This is a genomic window from Candidatus Palauibacter sp. (assembly GCF_965213655.1).
In the GTDB taxonomy this organism is placed as follows: domain Bacteria; phylum Gemmatimonadota; class Gemmatimonadetes; order Palauibacterales; family Palauibacteraceae; genus Palauibacter.
In genome coordinates this window covers 1,600,120-1,618,728 of sequence record NZ_CBDBZT010000003.1, presented here as the reverse complement: position 1 = coordinate 1,618,728, position 18,609 = coordinate 1,600,120, and the positions used below count along the sequence as shown (strand labels likewise).

Below are 18,609 nucleotides of genomic sequence, written 5' to 3'. Positions count from 1 at the left end.
GGCGACCTCACTCGAACCTGAGGGCCTCGATGGGGTCGAGTCGGGCCGCGCGATAGGCGGGGTAGAGTCCCGACGCGATGCCGACCCCGAGTCCGAGCATGAGGGAGATGATCATCGCGGGAACCGAAACCGCTGTCGGGAGCGACCAGATTCGTTCGATGATGAACGCCAGTCCGAATCCGGCCCCGATACCCAGTGCCGCTCCCAGGATCGAGAGCGTCGATGCCTCGGTCAGAAACTGGAAGAGGACGTCGCGGCGCCGGGCTCCCAGAGACTTGCGGAGCCCGATCTCGCGCGTACGGTCCGTGACCGATAGCAGCATGATGTTCATGATCACGATCCCGCCCACCACCAGGGAGATCCCTACCAGGCCGGGCAGCGCCGTCATCAGCACACGGTTGATCGTCTCCCATGCGTCGAGCAGCCCGCTCGACGTGTCGATGCCGAAGTTGTTCGGTTCGGAGGGCCGCAGGCGCCGGTCGGATCGCAGCGCGCCCTCGACCTCCGCCATGGCCGGGTCCAGTTCGTCGATCGACCCCATCTTCACGGTGATCCCGTCGACCTCCAGCCGCCGCCGCGCCACGCTGCGCTGAAACGTCTCGAAGGGAACCAGCACCGCCGCATCGCGCAGGTTCCCGGCCAAGCCCCCCTGCGCCTCCAGCACGCCGATGACCCGGAACCCGTGCCCGCCCGCCCGGATGCGTTTGCCGATCGGTGATGTCGTGGGGAAGAGTCGCTCGGCGATCTGAGCGCCGATGACTGCGACGGGGAGGGCCTGCTGGTCATCGATCGGCGTAAGGCCCCGCCCATCCACCACCTTCCACCCCTGGACCGCCTCGTACTCCGGCGACCCCCCGATCACACGGACATTGCGCCGCTCGTACTGCCCGTAGCGCACCGAGCCCGCGAAGTCCTGCGCATAGTAGGCCAGGTAGCGTGCGTCGGCGGCCGCGGCCCGCACGACTTCCACATCCTCCATGGTGAGTTGGGGATTGCGTCGCTGCCGGCGGCGCTCGGCCTCGTCGATGCGGCCCGTCTCCATCTGCGGACGCCGGACCACCGTGAAGGTGTTCACGCCGAAGATCGAACTCGCGAAGTCGTCACGCACATAGCTGTTCAAGCCCTCGACCATCGTGATCACCGCCATGAGGAAGGTGATCCCGATGCTGATGCCGAGGAGGGCGAAGAAAGACTTCAGCTTCTGCGCCCTGACCTGTTGCAGCGAAAGGCGGATGCCCTCCCAGAATCTCATCGGCGGGGACTCGCGCTCCTAGCGGCCGTCATCGAGGGGCGGCGTGCGTGGGGGCGCCCAAGGGTTCGAAATCGGACGCGGCGTTCCCGGGGCCGGAGGGGCCGCGGGCGCTGCCGGGTCCATCGGGGCGGACCGCGGGGGCGGCGCCGGATCGGGTGCCGGTGTCGCCGACGGAGCTGGGTCCGGCGCCGGGGAGGGCTCGGGCTCCGGTGTCGGCGCCGCTGCGGGCTCCGGCTCGACCCTCGGGCTCGCCGGCGAGCCCGACGCGACCGGAGCGGCCGTGGGCTGGTTGATGCCACGCGCCAGGTAGTAGTCCACCGTCATCTGCGCCTCGACCTTGCCGTCGACGAGCGTGATCACGCGCTGGGATCGAGCCGCGATGTCGTATTCGTGCGTGACCATGATGATGGTCTGGCCGTTCTCGTGGAGCGTGTCGAAGACATCCATGATCTCCTCGGAGGTCGAGGAGTCGAGATTACCGGTCGGCTCGTCAGCGAGGAGGATCGAGGGGTCGTTGACGAGGGCCCTCGCGATGGCCACGCGCTGACGCTGACCGCCCGACAGTTCGTTGGGCTTGTGGTCCATCCGGTCGGCCAACTGCACGATCTCGAGCGCGTGCGCCGCCCTCCGCTGTCGGTCCTTGCTCGATACCCCGGCGTAGATCAGCGGCAACTCGACATTGTGCAGCGCCGTCGCCCGGGGCAGGAGGTTGAACGTCTGGAACACGAAGCCGATCTCCCGGTTTCGAATCCGGGCCAGATCGTCGTCGCTCAGATCCTGGACGGCCTGCCCGTTGAGGACATACTCCCCGCCCGTCGGGGAGTCGAGGCAGCCGATCATGTTCATGAGCGTCGACTTTCCGGAGCCCGAGGGTCCCATGATCGACACGTATTCGTTCCGCAGGATCTCGATGTCCACGCCCGCCAGCGCGTGCACCGTCTCCGTGCCCATCACGTAGTCCTTCCTGAGCTCGCGCGTAACGATGATCGATTCCATCTGTCCGTTCCCGCTCATCGTCCGTCCTCACCGTTGGCCGCGGCGTCGTTCCCTCCGCTGCCATCGTCGCCATCGGCGGCGATCGCGGCGTCCGGTCCGTCGATCTGGATCCGGCTTCCGTCCTGGAGTTCGCGGATCGCCTGGAACGAGCCCGAGACGACCGTCGTGCCGAGCTCGATCCCGGACACGACCTCGAAGTAGTTCTCTCCGGCGATGCCGATCTCCACGGGCCGGAAGCGGACGATGTCACCTTCCACGACGAAGACGCCCTCGATGTCCCGGACCGCCTCGGAGCGCGGAGCGCTCGGCAGGTTCTCGTTCGGGATCTCCTCGTATTCGTCCGCATCCATCAGCGTCAGCGACGTGATCGGAATGCTGGGCACCTGATCGCGGGTGTCCGTGATGACGTCGGCCGTGGCCGACAGATCCGGCCTGATCCCTTCGGGTGGTGCGCGCAGTTCGATACGCACCTCGAAGTCGATCGCCTGGTTCGAGCTGCCCGTGGCCGGGTTCAGCGGGACGATCGAGCTGTTGCCGATCTCGGTGACGGTCCCCACGAAACGCCGATTGGGGAAGGCGTCGATCTCGACATAGGCCGAGTCCCCCATGGCGATATCGGGCACGTCCGTTTCATCCACCTCGATCACGGCCTCCATGACGGAAAGGTCCGCGACGGTGAGGAGCACGGTTCCCGGATTGTTCATCGTCCCGACGATCGCGGTCTCGCCGCGCTCGACGTTGAGCCGCGTAATTCGGCCCGACATCGGCGCGCGGATCGTGGTCTTCAGGAGCCGGTCCCGTTCCTGGGTAAGGTTGGCCTCCGCCTGATGGACCTGGTGTTCCGTAGCTTCGAGGAGCCGGTTTTGGACGTCCGCGTTCGTCACCGCCTGCTCGACTTCGGCCTCGGTCACGAAATCCGTCCCGCGCGCCTGCAGCGTCGTGAGACGATCGGCATCGCGCTGCGCCTGCTGGTAGGCGGCCTCCTGCTGAGCGTAGGACGCACGCGCCTGAGCGAGGCCCGCCTCGGCGCGTTCGACGGCGGCCCGAAACAGCGCCGGATCGATCTGGAGCAGGAGGGCTCCCTCCTCCACGTCCTGCCCCTCTTCGACCGGGAGCTGAATGATCCTGCCGGCGACGTCCGTGGTGATCTGAACCTGCGTCTTGGGCTCTATGTGGCCCGTCGCGGAGACGTCGTCGACGAGATCCCGCAGCCCGACCGCCTCCACGCGGACTTCGACGGCGTTACGCCCCTCCCGCTGCGTGGCGAGATATCCCATGGTTGCGAGAAGTACAACGACGACGACCGCGATGATCGCTTTCTTCATCCTTCACAAGAACCTTTATTTCGAGACTCGGCGGGCTTTGCGGGAGACCGCTTGTTCCGCGCCCGGGGGTACAGCATCGCTACGTCACGGGTACGTTAGTGCGACGCGAGCGGTTTCACCCGCACCCGCCGCCCGGTCCGTTGTGGCGCACGGCCACCGACTTCCTCGGGAAGATTATCCGGCCAGCCCGGCGAGGAGACCCGCGAACATTGCGAGGGCCGCCACGAGGATCAGGTAGAGCGCGAGCAGATACATCGTGCCCGCCGCCACGGACCGTCCCGGATAGAAGCGGCTCACGGCCACCCCGAGCACCCCGCACGTCCAAACAGAGAAGATGTTGATTCCGTTTAGGAACCTGCCGATGAACCCCTCCATCTCGGGAAGGAAGAGACCGGGCGTGAGGGTCGTCATCTCGGCGCCGACCGCCATCAGGCCGATGGCGACGATACCCCCCGCCGTGTAGATGTACATGGCGTGCGCGGTCGCGCTGAACAGCTGCTTGAAGCTGGCTTCGCCGCCCATGATGACGTTGAACGCGATCAGCAGTAGTCCCGCGATCATCGAGAGCAGGATTGGAGTCGCGACCACGGCCCAGATGACGCCGGCTGCTCCCGGCGAAACGGCTGCGTCGACCTGCTGCTCCACAACCGCAGGGTCGGTTCCCGCCGGCACGAAGTCCGCCATCCGGGCCTCCGCCGCACGCCGCAGTACCTCTTCCGGGACGATGACCGGCGTCAGGAACTGAAGCGCGACGCTCAGGCCGACTAGCCCCAGAATGGCGCCCAGCCAGGCAGGCCGACGGCGCAGGGCGTCGAACAGACTCGCCGGCGAGACGAAGACCTGCACAATGCGCGCGGGAAGGGCGGGGATCGTGTGCTCCTCCGCCGATGCATCGGACGATGCCGGATCGTATTCCATCTTCTCCTCCAGTTTGTCTCAGCCCCCGGCTTTGTCTCAACCCCCGGCCGGAGCGCGCACGGCCTCGCGTCCCCCGGCGTCCAGGACTCGGAGCAGCCGGTCGTCCGCGTCGAGCCATACCCGGTGCCGGGCGCCTTCGATGTCCACGTCGTAACGGGTTCCGTCCACCGACTGTTCGCCGAGCGAAACCCGCTCCTGCGTCTCTTCCGTGAGCCGCACGGTCACGATCCGGCCGTCCAGGGGCAAAATCGCCTTCAAGCGTCCGCCCGGAGCTTCTCTGAGCGCGTGCACGAGGACGAGGTAATGGTGCGCCACCCCGGGTTCGAGGATCGCGGCCGCATCCTGTACCGGGTACTCCTTCCAACGCTCGCCCTCCGGGGTCGCGAAGTGGAAGCGGACACGGTCGGGGAAGCGCTCCCCGCTGACGAGAGCCGATACACCCTCGCGAATCTCGTATTTCACCGGCAGAAGTTCGGGATCCATCTGGAGCCGCACCTGCCAGGCGGTTCGCTGCAACATCTCGACGCTGGCGAAGGCGTTCACCGTGGATCCGGTCTGCCAGACCCGGAAGCGTTCCGTCCCCACGCGGCGCCCCGCTTCCTGCAGATAGAGGTGGCCCGCGTCGAGTTCCTGCGCGCTCATCGGGACAGGAGCCGGCAGATGTGCGAGCAGCGGACTCAGCACGAGTACGGCAAGCGCCCGCGTTTTCCTCGACGATCTCATGCTCCGCCCCACTCGTCCGCCTCGTTCGTAGCCCGTTTGAGGACCGGTTGATACCGGTGCCGATCCTTGACTCACGCGGAAGTTACAAGGCTGTGCGGACGGGAGCGACGAAGAATGCCGAAGTGGGTGGGGTCGGCCTCGGTCATGTCGGCCGCGGTGATGGGGCTCGACGTGCGCCCTGTGAGTGTCGAGGTGTCGCTGATCAAGGGGACGCCGATCATACAGATCGTGGGTCTCGCCCAGAGCGCCGTGCGCGAGGGCCGGGAGCGCATCCGGGCTGCCGCGGCGCAGCTGGGCCTGCACGTTCCCGGGCTGCGCATCACGGTGAACCTGGCGCCGGCGGATCTTCCCAAGACCGGGGCCGCGCTGGACCTGCCGATCATGCTCGGGATCCTGTGCGCCAAGGGGGATCTCCCCCAGGATGCCCTGGAGGGGACGCTGGCGGTGGGCGAACTCGGGCTCGACGGTTCGCTGCGCTCCATCCGCGGCGCCCTTCCGATCGCCCTCTTCGCGGCCGCGAATCCCGGTGTCGAGCGCCTCCTGCTGCCGGCCGCGAACCTGCGGGAAGCGTCGGCTGCGGAGGGGATCGCGCTGGGCGGCTCGGAGTCGCTGACCCATATCCTCGCCGCACTGAACGGCGAGGTCCGGTTGCGCGGTCCCGCGGCGCTGCTGTCCCCCGCCGGTCAAACGGGGAACGGCAGGCCGGCGGACGGCGGGTTCGACCTGTCGGCCGTAAAGGGGCAGGCGGCCGCCAAGCGGGCGCTGGAGATCGCGGCCGCCGGAGGGCATAACCTCCTCCTTTCGGGCTGCCCGGGCGCCGGAAAGACGAGTCTCGCGCGCTGCCTCCCCGGTCTCCTCCCGGAACTCGACGTCAGGGAGGCGGTGGATGTGACGGCGATCCACAGCGTCGCCGGTCTTCTCGCCGATGGCTCGGGGCTCAAGCGGACCCGGCCCTTCCGGGCGCCGCACCATTCCATCAGCGAGGCCGGGCTCATCGGCGGCGGGAGCCGCCCGCGCCCCGGGGAGGCGTCGCTCGCGCATCACGGCGTGCTCTTCCTCGATGAACTCCCGGAGTTCGGACGCCGCACGCTGGAGGCCTTGCGCCAGCCGGTCGAGGAGGGGCAGGTGCGGATCGTCCGCGCCGCGGGGTCGGCGAGCTTTCCCGCCGAGTTCACGCTCGTGGCCGCGATGAACCCGTGCCCGTGCGGCTTCCTGGGCACGCCGGGTCGCTGCCGCTGTCCCGAGGAAACCGTGCGGCGCTATCGCCGGCGCGTCAGCGGACCCCTTCTCGACCGGATCGACATGCTGGTCGACGTCCCGGCCGTACGCTGGGAGCATCTCGCGGATACGGCGACCGGCGAAACGAGCGCGGTGGTGCGGGCCCGGGTCTCGGGGGCGCGCGCCCTCGCTGCCCGCCGCCACGGAACGACGAACGCGCGCATCCCGCCCGTCCGCATAGAGGGGGCGTGCCAGGTCGACCGGGGCGGTCGTTCGCTTCTCAGGAAGGCCGTGACGCATCTCGGTCTCACTGCACGCGGTTACCATCGCGCGCTCCGCGTCTCCCGGACCATCGCGGACCTGGCGGGGCGGGTCCGAATATCCGAGGACCACGTCGCGGAGGCGATTCGTTTCCGCGGATCCCTTTAGCACAGCGCGTACAGGGCAGCGCGTCTAGCGGAGCGCGGCGGCCGGCAGCTCGGGGCAGAGGCCGGCTTCCACGGGCTCGGAGGCGGGAATGTCCCCCCTCCCGAGTGAGAGAAAGTTCCCGAGCAGCCGGTGTCCCCCAGCCGTCAGTACGGCTTCCGGATGGAACTGCACGCCCCACACCGGCCACGATACGTGCTCGAGGGCCATGACTTCGCCCTCCTCCGTGCGGGCCGTGACCCGGAGTCCGGTTCCCGACGCCCCGGAATCCACAACCAGCGAATGGTAGCGCGTGACTTCGAGCGGCGAGGGCAGTCCCGCGAAGAGGCCGCGCCCCTCGTGCCGGATCGCCGACAGGCGGCCGTGCATCGGACGCGCGGCCCGGACGACGCGTCCCCCGGTCGCCGCGGCGATACACTGGTGCCCGAGGCAGACGCCGAGAATCGGGATCTCCGCGCCCACCGCCCGGACCACGTCGACGGAAGCACCGGCTTCGGCGGGCGTGCAGGGACCCGGCGAGATGACGATGTGCGAGAAACCTTCATCTCCCAGAGTCGCCGGATCGACGTCATCGTTGCGCCGCACCTGCACGGTCTCCCCAAGTTCCTCGAGATAGCGTGCGAGGTTGAAGGCGAACGAATCGTAGTTGTCGATGAGGAGGATCATGGCAGCCGCAGGATATGTCTCTCCCGACGCTCGGTCGAGGCTCTTCGTGGCCGTCCTCTTCCCCTCCACGATCCGTGAGGATCTGGCGCGCGCGAGCCGGACCCTGCGGGCACTGGAGGGCGTGCGGCCGGTGCGCGCGGAGCAACTGCACCTCACACTGCGCTTCATCGGGGAAGTCGACGGCGGCCTCGAGACGCCGCTCGCGCGGGGGATCGCCGCCGCCGTCGCGGAGCGGCCGTCCTTCCCGATCCGGCTGCGCGCCGCCGGCGTCTTTCCGTCCCACCGGCGCGCGCGCGTCCTCTGGGTCGGCGTCGAGGAAACTCCCGCGCTCGCCACGCTGCAACGGGCCGTGGAAGAGGCCGTGGTCCGCGTCGGTGTGGCCCCCGACCCGCGTCCTTACCGTCCGCACGTGACCGTGGGGCGAATCCGTCGCCCCGCGCCGCCCGTAGGTCTGGCGGGCGCCGTCGCGGGTGTCCGCTTCGAGGCCACCGCAGATGTCCGGCGCGTGTCCCTGATGCGGAGCGAACTTCTGCCCCGCGGCGCAAGGCACACCGAAATCGCCGCCTGCCGGCTGGCTGGCGGCCCCGGTGACGCCACCCCTGGAGCGACGTGCTAGTGTTGTGTGGCAGACAACTTTCCCCGATTCCGGTCGGAGGCGGTCGAAATGGGTATCTTCCGGAGGCTTTTCACAGGTCTCGGCTTTCTCACCTTCCTGCTGATTCTGCTGATCGCCGGCTGGATCTTCCGGGACGACATCGAGGCGTGGCTCGGGAACATCGGCGCGGATGAGATCGTCGTCGTCGACTCCACCCCCGAATTCGGTCCCGAGGCGGCGGCACAGGTGGACACGGCCCTGCAGGAATTGGCGGGCGGCGGCGGTACGGCCGAGACGCGGTTCACGGAGACGGAACTCCAGAGCTACGTACGCTACGAGCTGACCCCCCGCCTGCCTGCCGGCGTCGGAGAGCCCGCCGTCGAACTGCGCGACTCGACCGTCGCCTTCTCCGTCATGCTCGACTTCACGCAGCTCCCGATCGCCGCGGACGCGGCGGCGACCCTGACGAGGATGCTCGGGGATTCCGCCCGGGTCGCCGGAGAGGTCCTCCCGGAGGTGGGGGAAATCGGCGAGGGGCGCCTCCATCTCGTGAGTCTCCAGGCCGGCGTCCTCCCCGTGCCCCCGATGATGCTGGGCATGGCCGCCCAGCAACTGGGGTTGCGTGCGGACGGACGAACCGTGCTCTTCGACATCCCCGAGACGGTCGTCGAGGTCCGGGTGGAGAACGAGGAGATCGTCCTCCTCATGAATCGCTAGCGTTGTCCGCAACCCGGCGGGCGGCCCGCGCTGAACCCGAAGGCGGAGTCTCTCCGGCAATGGCTGAGAAGTTCCTCAACTACATCGCGGGCCAGTGGGTCGAGCCCGCCAGCGGCGAATACATCGAGAACCGGAACCCGGCGCGCACGTCGGACCTCATCGGCCTCTTCCCGGACACCGGCGCGGCGGAACTGGACGCCGCCGTGGCCTCCGCGCAGCGCGGCTTCGAGCAGTGGTCCCGGACGCCGGCCCCCGAACGGGGGCTCGTGCTCAAGAAGGCGGGGGACCTGCTCACGCAGCACAAGGAGGACCTCGCCCGCACGGCCACCCGCGAGATGGGCAAGGTGCTCGACGAGACGCGCGGCGACGTGCAGGAGGCCATCGACACGGCGTACTACGCGGCGGTCGAGGGCCGGCGTCTGTTCGGACGCACGGCGCCCTCCGAGCTGCGGAGCAAGTGGGCGATGTCGTTCCGGCGTCCCATCGGCGTGTTCGGGATCATCACCCCCTTCAACTTCCCGGTCGCGGTCCCGAGCTGGAAGATCTTTCCCGCGCTGCTGTGCGGGAACAGCATCATCTACAAGCCATCCGAGGATGTTCCGCACAGCGCGCACCGTTTCGTCGAGATCCTGCTCGAGGCCGGGTTGCCGCCCGAGTGCGTGCAGTTGGTGCACGGCCGGGGCGAGACGATCGGGCAGGCCATTGTCGAACACCCCGGTGTCCCGGGTCTCTCCTTCACCGGATCCACCGGGACCGGCAGCCGGATCGGCGAGATCGCGGGGCGCATGCACAAGCGGCTCTCCCTCGAGATGGGCGGAAAGAACGCACAGATCGTCATGGCGGACGCCGACCTCGACCTCGCTCTCGAGGGTGTGCTGTGGGGCGCCTTCGGCACGACGGGGCAGCGCTGCACCGCGACGAGCCGTCTCCTCTTGCAGAGCGACATTCACGACGAATTCGTGGACCGCCTGTGCTACGAAGCCCGCTCGCTCCGCCTCGGCGACGGGCTGGAGGCCGGCGTTGACGTGGGTCCGCTCATCCACGAAGCCGCTCGCGAGAAGTGCGAACGCTACCTGGCGATCGCCCGTGAGGAGGGGGCCACGGTCGCGACAGGGGGCGGACGCCCCGGGGAGAGTGCTCTCGCCGGCGGCTGGTTCTTCGAGCCGACGGTCCTCGCAGACGTCGAGAGAGGACACCGGGCCGCGTGCGAGGAGATCTTCGGCCCGGTGCTATCCGTGATCCGCTTCGACACGATCGAAGAAGCCTTCGAGATCAACAACGAAGTCCCGTACGGGCTGTCCTCCTCGATCTACACGCAGGATGTGTCCGCGTCCTTCCGTGCCGTGGAGGAACTCGACAACGGGATCACCTACGTGAACGCGCCCACCATCGGCGCGGAGGCCCACCTCCCTTTCGGCGGCGTGAAGAGCACGGGGAACGGACACCGCGAGGGCGGGTGGGAAGTCTACGAGTTCTATACGGAAACGAAGGTGGCGTACGTCGACTACAGCGGGACGCTGCAGCGCGCGCAGATCGATGTCGATTGGTGAGACGCGGCGGTGAGACCGCGTTGAGATCTACGCGTACCTCATCAGGTGTGGGGCCGGATGTGGCGCTCGACACGGGAGCGCCAGCCACCGGTCTGCCGAACCGGGAGGGGTGGAATGGAGGAACGACCGGCTGAGAGAGCCGATTCCGAGACGGAAGAAGGGGTGGAAGAGGGGGTCGGGCGCGGGAGAGTTCGCAGGTTTCGGGCTCCGACGACCCGAGCCCGTCGCGGTGGTGACGGGTCCGTCGGACGGTGGATGTGGGAGTGGACGAAGTCGATATTCATCGCCCTCATCCTGTTTCTCTTCATCCGTACCTTCGTGGTCGAGGCCTTCCAGATCCCGACCGCGTCCATGGAGAACACGCTCCTGATCGGCGACTTCCTCCTCGTCAACAAGATGGTGTACGGGGCCGAGATCCCCGGTACCGACCTCGAGTTTCCCGCGTTCGGCGAGCCGTCGCGCGGAGATGTCGTCGTGTTCGAGCCGCCCGAGTCCGCCGAACAGCCCCCGCGCACGAACTATGTGAAGCGAATCGTCGGCATGCCCGGGGATACGCTCCGCATGCGGCGGGCGCGGCTGTTCGTGAACGGCGTGCCGTTCGAGGAGCCCTATGTCAAGGCCGCGTCGAACTTCCCCGACGCCCCCAGTCCGAAGTTCTCCTGGCAGCGCCGGTTCCTGACCGATGGGGCGCGCCGCGCCGGGTACGTGACGACCCGAAACAACTGGGGCCCCCTCGTGGTGCCGGAGGACAGCTACTTCGTCATGGGCGACAACCGGTCGAACTCCGAGGATTCGCGCTACTGGGGCTTCGTGCCCAGGGATGCGATCCGGGGAAGACCCTTTCTGGTGTACTACTCGTACGATCGCGCACCGAGGGGCCCATGGGCATGGCTCACCGAGATCCGCTGGGGCCGATTACTGCGCGGCGTCGACTGAGGTCGACGGGCAATGGTCCGGATATTCGACCGCTACCTGGCGGATATCGGTCGGGAAGGCCTGCTCGGGCCGGAAGATGAGGTGGAACTGGCGCGGCGCTGTCGGGCCGGTGATGAGACCGCGCGGCGGCGGCTCGTAAGCGCGAATCTCCGCTTCGTCGTGTCGGTCGCGCGCTACTACCGCGGGCGCGGCGTCCCGCTGGCCGATCTGGTGAACGAAGGAAACCTCGGGCTCGTACACGCCGCGGACCGCTTCGACCCGGAGCGCGGCGTCCGTTTCATCAGCTACGCGCACTACTGGGTGCGGCGGGCGATTACGCAGGCCATCGCCGCTGACGACGACCGCCGGCCGTCCGGCCAATTCGCCCCGCACCGCTTCTCGCTCGACGAAATGGCCCCGGGGGGCGCCTGCACCTTCGAGGAACTGCTGGCGGACGAGCAAACGCCCGAGCCCGGGGCCGGAGTGATTCGGGAACGGCTGCGCGAGGCTATCGAGGCGAGCCTGGCCGACCTCCCGCCGCTCGAATCGGAGGTGGTGCGCCGCTACTTCGGTCTCGGTTTCGAGGGACCGCAGACGTTGACCGAGATCTCGGGGGCGCTCGACGTGTCCCGCGAACGAACACGCCACCTCAGGGAGCGCGGCCTTGCGCGGCTGCGCGCGGGCGCCGAACGGTCCGGACTCGTTCGTTTCGTCAATGATGGTGCACCCCGCGCCGGAACCGCCTGCCGCCGCTCCGCCCCGCCCGTGCGTCCCGCCAGTGGCCGCGCAGATGCGTCCTCACGGAAGATTGACTTCATGCGGGACGCTGAATAGCTTCACGGGCTATCATTTTCACGCGCTCGGCATCCGTCCCGCCGGGCGGTTTTTTTGAGGTGGGCAGAACGAATGAAGACGTACTCGGTGAAGGCGGGAGAGATCGAACGGGACTGGTACGTGGTCGATGCCGCGGACCAGGTGCTCGGCCGTCTCGCGACCCGGATCGCGACCGTCCTTCGCGGAAAGCACAAGCCGATCTACAGCACGCACCTCGACACGGGCGACTATGTCGTGGTGGTGAACGCGGAGCGTGTGCGGCTGACCGGGAACAAGGCGGATCAGAAGGAATACTTCCGGCATTCCGGCTACATGGGCGGGGAGCGCTTCATCCCCTTCCGGCGCATGCTCAACCGACACCCCGACCGGGTGATCAAGCTCGCCGTGAAGGGCATGCTGCCGAAGAACACGCTCGGCCGGCAGATGCTCGGAAAACTGAGAGTGTACGCGGGGCCGGAGCATCCGCACGCGCCCCAGCGCCCCCGCCCCTTCGAGACCATCTCGGAGTAGCGGGAGAGCGCGGGACTGCCAGGGAGACGAGAGTTGGCGGAAACGGAACAGGTCCAGTCGGTCGGACGTCGGAAGAAGTCGGTGTCGCGCATCACGATGAAGCGTGGCGTGGGCCTCGTGAAGGTGAACGGTCGACCGTTCGAAGAGTACTTCACGATCCCGCGGCACCGTTCGCTCGTCGCGGCGCCCCTCGATGTCACGGGGGCGCGGACGTCGTACGACATCGCCGTCCGGGTTCGCGGGGGTGGAGTCACCGGTCAGGCGGAGGCCACGCGCCTGGGCATTGCGCGCGCCCTCGTCGCGATGGATGAGGACCGCCGGCGTACGCTGCGGTCTCACGGCATGCTGACCCGCGATCCCCGCATCGTCGAGCGAAAGAAGCCGGGTCGTCCCAAGGCGCGCAAGCGCTTCCAGTTCTCCAAACGATAGCGGGAAGGCGGAAAGCCGAACGCATGGGCGTCGAGTTGCAGGACCTCTTGAAGGCGGGCGTACACTTCGGGCACCAGACACATCGCTGGAACCCGAAGATGCGGAAATACATCTTCGCCGAGTGCGGCGGGATCTACCTCATCGATCTCAAGAAGACACAGCGGGAACTCGAACGGGCTCACGAACTCGTGCGCCAGACGATCGTCGCGGGCAAGTCCGTGCTCTTCGTGTGCACCAAGCCGCAGCTCGCCCGCGTCGTGCGGGGGGAGGCCGAGCGCTGCGGGTCCTTCTACGTCACGGAACGGTGGCTGGGCGGGATGCTCACCAACTTCCAGACGATCAAGAAGAACATCGCGCGCCTGAAGGAACTCGAGCGGGGCGTCGAGGAGGGGGCGTTCGAGTTCTACACGAAGAAGGAGCGGCTGCTCCTCGAGCGGGAGCGCCAGAAGCTCGACCGTTATCTGTCCGGCATCAAGGAAATGACGAAGCTGCCGGGGCTCGTGTTCGTGGTGGATTCCACCCGCGAAGACATCGCGGTGCGCGAGGCGAACCGCCTCGGCATCCCGGTCGTCGCGATCGCGGACACGAATGCGGATCCGGATCTCCTCACGATCGCCATCGCGGGTAACGATGACGCGATTCGCTCGGTTTCCCTGATCACACGCTCAGTGGCGGATGTCGTGGAGGCGTCGCGCCGCGAGATCCCCGAGGCCGGAAAAGAAGAAGCCGAGTCGAAGGCGTACACGTATTCGAGCGACGCCGGAGGGGTTGCCGACGCCGCCGGGAGTTCGCGACGCCGGAGGCCGAGGCGAAAGCCGCGTCCCGAGGTCATCGCACAGCGATTGCACCACCCGGCCGTGATAGAGAGCGCCGACGGAGGCGCCGAGACGGCGGAGAGTGACGCCAAGGCCGAGACGGTTGAGGGGGATGCGAAGGCCGAAACGGCCGACAACCCGGAGCCCGCGGCGGACGCCGGATCGGAGGGTGCCGAAGCGGCAGTCGTCGCAGAGGTGGAGTCAGAAGAGAAGTGACCGCAAGGGGCCGCTTCGGTGGCCCCTTTTTTTTGGGAAGGAGACATGGAGACAATGACGCAGATCACGGCCGGGGCGGTGAAGGCTCTCCGCGACCGGACAGGCGCCGGGATGATGGACTGCAAGCGCGCGCTCATCGAATCGGAGGGGGATGCGGAGCGGGCCATCGACCTGCTCAGGAAGGCGGGCGCGGCCAAGGCGGCGAAGCGCGAGGCCCGTGCGGTATCGGAGGGCACGATCCGCATCGAGATACGGGACGGGTGCGCCTCGATGGTCGAGGTGCTGAGCGAGACGGACTTCGTCGCGCGCAGTGAGGCGTTCGAGGGCTTCTCGCGGGATCTGGCGGATCGGCTGCACGACCTCCCGGTGCAGGACGGGGAGACGGTGCAGGGCGATGCGCTGCTTCAGATCGAGGGCGGAGACGCGATCGAGGGCCGCCTCAACGAACTGCGGGTCCAGGTCGGAGAGAACGTCCAGGTGGGACGCGCCGTGCGCTATGACCTCGGTGAGAACGGGGCTTTCGCGTCGTACGTCCACTTCGGGAATCGCATCGGCGTGCTGGTGGAGGTGTCGGATTCCGGGGACGCGGCGATCGAGGCGGCGCGCGGGATCGCGATGCACGCCGCGGCCACGAATCCCCGGGGCGTGTCGCCCGACGACATTCCGGAGGAAGAGGTCGAACGTGAGCGGAAGCTCCTGACCGAACAGGCGCTGGAGCAGGGCAAGCCGGCCTCGATTACGGAGAAGATCGTGGAGGGCCGCATGCGCAAGTTCTATGAGGAGAACGCGCTCCTGTGGCAGGCCTACGTGCGGGACCCGGATATGAAGGTGAGGGACGTCCTGCGCGAGGCGGGAGAAGACCTGGCGGTTCGGCGGTTCGTCCGCTTCGAGGTGGGCGGCTGAGTTTCGAGCGGGCTTCCGGGGGCGCGGGCGATCTGAAGTATCGCCGCGCCCTCGTGAAGCTTTCCGGCGAGTCGCTCGCCGGGAACCGGGGTTTCGGGATCGATCCACCCGTCATCGAGGAACTCACGCACGAAATCCGTCGCGTCCACCAGAGCGGCGTGAGCCTCGGACTCGTCGTGGGCGGCGGCAACATCATGCGCGGCACGGTGGCCAGCGCGCGCGGCATGGATCGGGTGAGCGCGGACTACATGGGCATGCTGGCGACCGTGATCAACGCGATGGCGCTTCAGGACATGCTCGAACAGTCCGGCGTGGAGACGCGGGTCATGTCGGCCATCCGCATGGAGGCGCTCGCGGAGCCCTACATCCGGCGTCGGGCCCTGCGCCACCTCGAGAAGGGAAGGGTCGTGATCTTCGCCGGAGGTACGGGAAACCCGTATTTTTCCACCGATACGGCGGCCGTGCTTCGGGCGATCGAGATGGAAGCCGACGTGATCATGAAGGCGACGCGGGTCGACGGCGTCTACACGGCGGATCCGGAGATCGATCCGGAGGCCTCGCTCATCGACGAGATCGGCTATCTCGAGGTGATGACTCGTGAACTCGGCGTCATGGACGCGGCGGCGATCTCGCTGTGCAAGGACAACTCGCTGCCCATCGTCGTCTTGAACATCAAGAGCCCGGGTGCAATCCTGGCAGCGTTACGAGGCGAGAGGATCGGGACGCTCGTAGCAGCGGCCGCACCCGAGTCTTGACGGATTCGCGAAGATCGGAGGGCACGGTGCCGGAGGAGACGCTGGAGAACGCGGTTCTGGCGATGGAGAGCGCGATCGAGGCGATCGCCAGGGAATTCGCCACCGTACGTACGGGCAAGGCGACGACGGCGATTCTCGATGGCGTGAGGGTCGAGGCGTACGGCTCGATCGTGCAGTTGCGGCAGGTGGCCAACGTGAGCGCCCCCGAGCCGACGATGCTCCTGGTGCAGCCGTATGACCCGAACATCGCCGGCGACGTCGCGCGGGCGATCCAGAGCGGCGACCTGGGGCTCAACCCCTCGGTGGACGGAGCGGTCGTCCGCGTACCCGTCCCCCCGCTGACCGAGGAGCGCCGGCGCGAACTGGTCAAGATCCTGCACCGGATGGCGGAGGAGGGGAGGGTGTCGATCCGGCGGGCGAGGCACGAGGCACGCGACCAGCTTCTGAAGATGCAGCGGGAGGGAGAGGTCGGGGAGGACATCTGCCGCCGCACGATGGCCGAAGTACAGTCGCAGACCGACGAGTACGTCGCGAAGATCGATGAGATGCTGGTGCGGAGGGAAGCGGAGGTGATGGAGGTTTGAGCAGGCCCAGGGATGTGGCCAGTGCCCTGCGGGCATACGTAAGGGGGCGGGATCGCGTCTGGGAGCACGGGCGCAAACTCGGCCGATCCGGGACCCCCTCCGGGGATCCCCCCGCCGACTCCCCGCCGGAGGTCGCGTTCGGCCAGTTGCCGGAGGAGCCGAAGTTCGGGGTTTCCGTGGCCGAGGAACTGGACTTCCGCCGCGGTCCGGCGGCCTGGCGCGACAGCCCAGCGCAAGGAGAGTCCTGACGCTCCGCGCCCAGGCCCCGCCAAGTGCGGGCACCGGCGTGGAGGCGCGCCTGCGGCGTGTGCTCCAGGCGGCTCCGGAGCTGTTGCCGCGAGGCTCTTCCGTCCTCGTGGCCTTCTCCGGCGGATCCGACTCGCTCGCGCTCCTGCACCTCCTCCTTTCGCTGGGTGAATCCTGGCCGCTGAAGCTGGGCGCGGCCCACTTCGACCACGGCCTCCACCCGGAAAGCACCACAGGGGCCGCGCGGGCAGCGGAACTCTGCCGCCGGGCCGGCGTGCCCTGCGAGGTGGGCAGAGCAGACGGCCTCGAGGGTGGCCAGGCGGACTGGCGGGCGGCCCGGTATGCGTTCCTCGCCGAGTCGCGGCGCCGGACCGGGGCCGATCGGGTTGCCCTCGCGCACCATTGCGACGACGACGTGGAGACGCTTCTGCTGAACCTCCTGCGTGGTCCCGGATTCCGCGGCCTGGCCGGTATCCCGGCGCGGCGCGGCGCCTTTGTGCGACCGCTGCTCGGCTTCGGACGAGGGGAGCTGCGGGACTACCTGCGGGCTGCGGGACGGGAGTGGGTGGAGGACCCCGAGAACCGGAATCCCCGCTACCGGCGCTCGCGGGTGCGGTACGGGCTTCTCCCGTCGCTGGCCAAACCGGATCCCGCCGTCCGACGACTGTTGGCGGAACTCGGCCGGAACGCTCTCGTCGCGGAGGGCGGGCTGGAGGCGCGCGCCCGACGGCTCCTCGCCACCGCGGAATACCGGGAATACGCCGGTGGAGTGCAAATTGCCCGGTCTGCACTGCTGGGGTATGATCGGGCCGCTCGCGGACGCATGTTGCGGAGGGTCGCCCGGGACATGGGTTTCCTGCTGTCCCGGCGCGGGACCCGGGCGGGCGCCGCCTTCATCGGCATGGGAGAGAGCGGGCATGGAGTGGACATCGCGGCTGGTCTGCGGGTCGAGCGGGAGTTCGACCGGATCCACGTACGGAGCACGCGGAATGTGCCGCCCGACCGCGAGCTCGACATCGACCGGGCGGGGGCGGCGAGAGCCGGGCGAGCGCCGATCCGCCTCGGCGGAAGCGAGTACGAGGTTCGCTGGGGTGCCCTCGAGGGCACGGAACGCTGGGCGTCGGCCTTCCCCGCCGACGAGGTCCGGTTTCCGATCCGTGTACGGGGGCCGCAGTCCGGCGACCGGATCCGCACGGCCGCCGGGTCGCGCAAGGTCACGAAGCTGCTGATGGAGCGCCGCGTGCCGGCCTCGGATCGCGCGAGCGTGCCGGTCGTCGAGGACGCCGACCGGAGAGTGCTGTGGGTGGCCGGACACTCCCGGTCGGTTCTCGAACCCTCCGACCCCGAGGGAACATGGCTTGCCATGGGAGTCCATTGCCTTCACTGATCACCGAGACCGGCGCGATGACGACTGCGGAACGCGAGTTCACGGAGTACACCGGGGGTGAGCCTCTCGGACGCATCGTCTACTCCGCGTCGGAGATCGCCGAACGCGTTGCCGACATGGGGGCGGAGATCGCCGGCGCATACCCGCCGGACGCCGACGTCCTGCTGCTCGGGCTGCTCAAGGGTTCGTTCGTGTTCCTCGGCGATCTGGTCCGCCAGATCCGGCGGCCGCTCCAGGTCGACTTCCTCGTCGCCTCGAGCTACGGCAAGGGCACGAAGAGTTCGGGTACCGTGGAACTGCTCTATGACCCGCGGGCTCCGATGGCCGGCCGGCATATCATCGTCGTCGAAGACATCGTGGACAGCGGCACGACGCTTAATCAGTTGTGTGGCGGGCTCGCCGAGCGGGGCCCCGCCTCCCTCGAGATCTGCGCGCTCCTGCACAAACGCATTGCGCCGGACCTCGAGTGGGAGCCCCGGTGGGTTGGCTTCGATGCACCAAATGAGTTCCTTGTGGGGTATGGGTTGGATCACGCGGAGGATTTTCGTCACCTTCCGTTTATCGCGTGTCCCCGTACGTGAGTCGTACGGGAGACAGCCGCAGGCGAGAAATCGGAGCCGGAACAGGTC

General features: G+C 68.1%; 21 protein-coding genes. 15 read left to right on the top strand and 6 right to left on the bottom strand.

Annotation, left to right across the window (positions count from 1 at the left end):
* Window positions 1–7 precede the first annotated feature (7 nt).
* The 5 genes from ACOOGH_RS09400 to ACOOGH_RS09380 form a co-directional block, all read right to left on the bottom strand.
* The gene (locus ACOOGH_RS09400; protein ID WP_420448664.1) at window positions 8–1,252 is read right to left on the bottom strand and encodes an ABC transporter permease; all 1,245 of its coding nucleotides are present in this window, start codon (window positions 1,250–1,252) and stop codon (window positions 8–10) included.
* 18 nt (window positions 1,253–1,270) lie between these two features.
* Complete coding sequence (locus tag ACOOGH_RS09395; protein WP_420448663.1) at window positions 1,271–2,266, bottom strand: ABC transporter ATP-binding protein; 996 nt, start codon at window positions 2,264–2,266, stop codon at window positions 1,271–1,273.
* Complete coding sequence (locus ACOOGH_RS09390) at window positions 2,263–3,573, bottom strand: efflux RND transporter periplasmic adaptor subunit (protein ID WP_420448662.1); 1,311 nt, start codon at window positions 3,571–3,573, stop codon at window positions 2,263–2,265. The genes ACOOGH_RS09395 and ACOOGH_RS09390 overlap by 4 nt, the downstream gene beginning before the upstream one ends.
* 174 nt (window positions 3,574–3,747) lie before the next feature.
* On the bottom strand, window positions 3,748–4,491 hold the full coding sequence (locus ACOOGH_RS09385; protein WP_420448661.1) for a YIP1 family protein: 744 nt from the start codon (window positions 4,489–4,491) through the stop codon (window positions 3,748–3,750).
* Between the two features lie 36 nt (window positions 4,492–4,527).
* Window positions 4,528–5,214: a hypothetical protein gene (locus ACOOGH_RS09380; RefSeq protein WP_420448660.1), complete on the bottom strand. Its 687-nt coding sequence runs from the start codon at window positions 5,212–5,214 to the stop codon at window positions 4,528–4,530.
* Between the two features lie 114 nt (window positions 5,215–5,328).
* Here ACOOGH_RS09380 and ACOOGH_RS09375 point away from each other — a divergent pair, with 114 nt between their 5' ends.
* Window positions 5,329–6,861 (top strand): YifB family Mg chelatase-like AAA ATPase, encoded by a 1,533-nt coding sequence (locus tag ACOOGH_RS09375; protein WP_420448659.1) that lies wholly within the window; start codon window positions 5,329–5,331, stop codon window positions 6,859–6,861.
* Between the two features lie 24 nt (window positions 6,862–6,885).
* Here the strand turns inward: ACOOGH_RS09375 and ACOOGH_RS09370 are convergent, their stop codons facing one another.
* Window positions 6,886–7,524 carry an anthranilate synthase component II gene (locus ACOOGH_RS09370; RefSeq protein ID WP_420448658.1) on the bottom strand — a complete coding sequence of 213 codons (639 nt, stop codon included), beginning with the start codon at window positions 7,522–7,524 and terminating at the stop codon, window positions 6,886–6,888.
* Here ACOOGH_RS09370 and thpR point away from each other — a divergent pair.
* From thpR to hpt, 14 genes are all read left to right on the top strand, one after another.
* Window positions 7,523–8,140: an RNA 2',3'-cyclic phosphodiesterase gene (thpR, locus tag ACOOGH_RS09365; protein ID WP_420448657.1), complete on the top strand. Its 618-nt coding sequence runs from the start codon at window positions 7,523–7,525 to the stop codon at window positions 8,138–8,140. The genes ACOOGH_RS09370 and thpR overlap by 2 nt on opposite strands.
* A gap of 48 nt (window positions 8,141–8,188) precedes the next feature.
* Window positions 8,189–8,836 (top strand): hypothetical protein, encoded by a 648-nt coding sequence (locus ACOOGH_RS09360; RefSeq protein WP_420448656.1) that lies wholly within the window; start codon window positions 8,189–8,191, stop codon window positions 8,834–8,836.
* Window positions 8,837–8,895: 59 nt separating this feature from the next.
* The gene (locus ACOOGH_RS09355) at window positions 8,896–10,386 is read left to right on the top strand and encodes an aldehyde dehydrogenase family protein (RefSeq protein WP_420448655.1); all 1,491 of its coding nucleotides are present in this window, start codon (window positions 8,896–8,898) and stop codon (window positions 10,384–10,386) included.
* Between the two features lie 255 nt (window positions 10,387–10,641).
* A complete protein-coding gene (gene lepB, locus ACOOGH_RS09350) occupies window positions 10,642–11,322 on the top strand; it encodes a signal peptidase I (protein WP_420448654.1) in 681 nt (226 codons plus the stop codon).
* Between the two features lie 12 nt (window positions 11,323–11,334).
* A complete protein-coding gene (locus ACOOGH_RS09345; RefSeq protein WP_420448653.1) occupies window positions 11,335–12,135 on the top strand; it encodes a sigma-70 family RNA polymerase sigma factor in 801 nt (266 codons plus the stop codon).
* A gap of 72 nt (window positions 12,136–12,207) precedes the next feature.
* The gene (gene rplM, locus ACOOGH_RS09340) at window positions 12,208–12,645 is read left to right on the top strand and encodes a 50S ribosomal protein L13 (protein ID WP_420448652.1); all 438 of its coding nucleotides are present in this window, start codon (window positions 12,208–12,210) and stop codon (window positions 12,643–12,645) included.
* A gap of 33 nt (window positions 12,646–12,678) precedes the next feature.
* Window positions 12,679–13,074 carry a 30S ribosomal protein S9 gene (rpsI, locus tag ACOOGH_RS09335; RefSeq protein ID WP_420448651.1) on the top strand — a complete coding sequence of 132 codons (396 nt, stop codon included), beginning with the start codon at window positions 12,679–12,681 and terminating at the stop codon, window positions 13,072–13,074.
* Window positions 13,075–13,097: 23 nt separating this feature from the next.
* A complete protein-coding gene (rpsB, locus tag ACOOGH_RS09330; RefSeq protein ID WP_420448650.1) occupies window positions 13,098–14,105 on the top strand; it encodes a 30S ribosomal protein S2 in 1,008 nt (335 codons plus the stop codon).
* Window positions 14,106–14,150: 45 nt separating this feature from the next.
* On the top strand, window positions 14,151–15,008 hold the full coding sequence (gene tsf, locus ACOOGH_RS09325; RefSeq protein WP_420448649.1) for a translation elongation factor Ts: 858 nt from the start codon (window positions 14,151–14,153) through the stop codon (window positions 15,006–15,008).
* A 32-nt stretch (window positions 15,009–15,040) separates the two neighbouring features.
* A complete protein-coding gene (gene pyrH, locus ACOOGH_RS09320; RefSeq protein ID WP_420450100.1) occupies window positions 15,041–15,763 on the top strand; it encodes a UMP kinase in 723 nt (240 codons plus the stop codon).
* Between the two features lie 26 nt (window positions 15,764–15,789).
* Entirely contained in the window at window positions 15,790–16,347 is a 558-nt protein-coding gene (frr, locus tag ACOOGH_RS09315) for a ribosome recycling factor (protein WP_420448648.1), read from the top strand.
* Complete coding sequence (locus ACOOGH_RS09310) at window positions 16,344–16,595, top strand: hypothetical protein (protein ID WP_420448647.1); 252 nt, start codon at window positions 16,344–16,346, stop codon at window positions 16,593–16,595. The genes frr and ACOOGH_RS09310 overlap by 4 nt, the downstream gene beginning before the upstream one ends.
* Window positions 16,596–16,678: 83 nt before the next feature.
* Window positions 16,679–17,980 (top strand): tRNA lysidine(34) synthetase TilS, encoded by a 1,302-nt coding sequence (gene tilS, locus ACOOGH_RS09305; RefSeq protein ID WP_420448646.1) that lies wholly within the window; start codon window positions 16,679–16,681, stop codon window positions 17,978–17,980.
* Between the two features lie 17 nt (window positions 17,981–17,997).
* On the top strand, window positions 17,998–18,561 hold the full coding sequence (gene hpt / locus ACOOGH_RS09300) for a hypoxanthine phosphoribosyltransferase (protein WP_420448645.1): 564 nt from the start codon (window positions 17,998–18,000) through the stop codon (window positions 18,559–18,561).
* The last annotated feature ends 48 nt before the right edge of the window (window positions 18,562–18,609 follow it).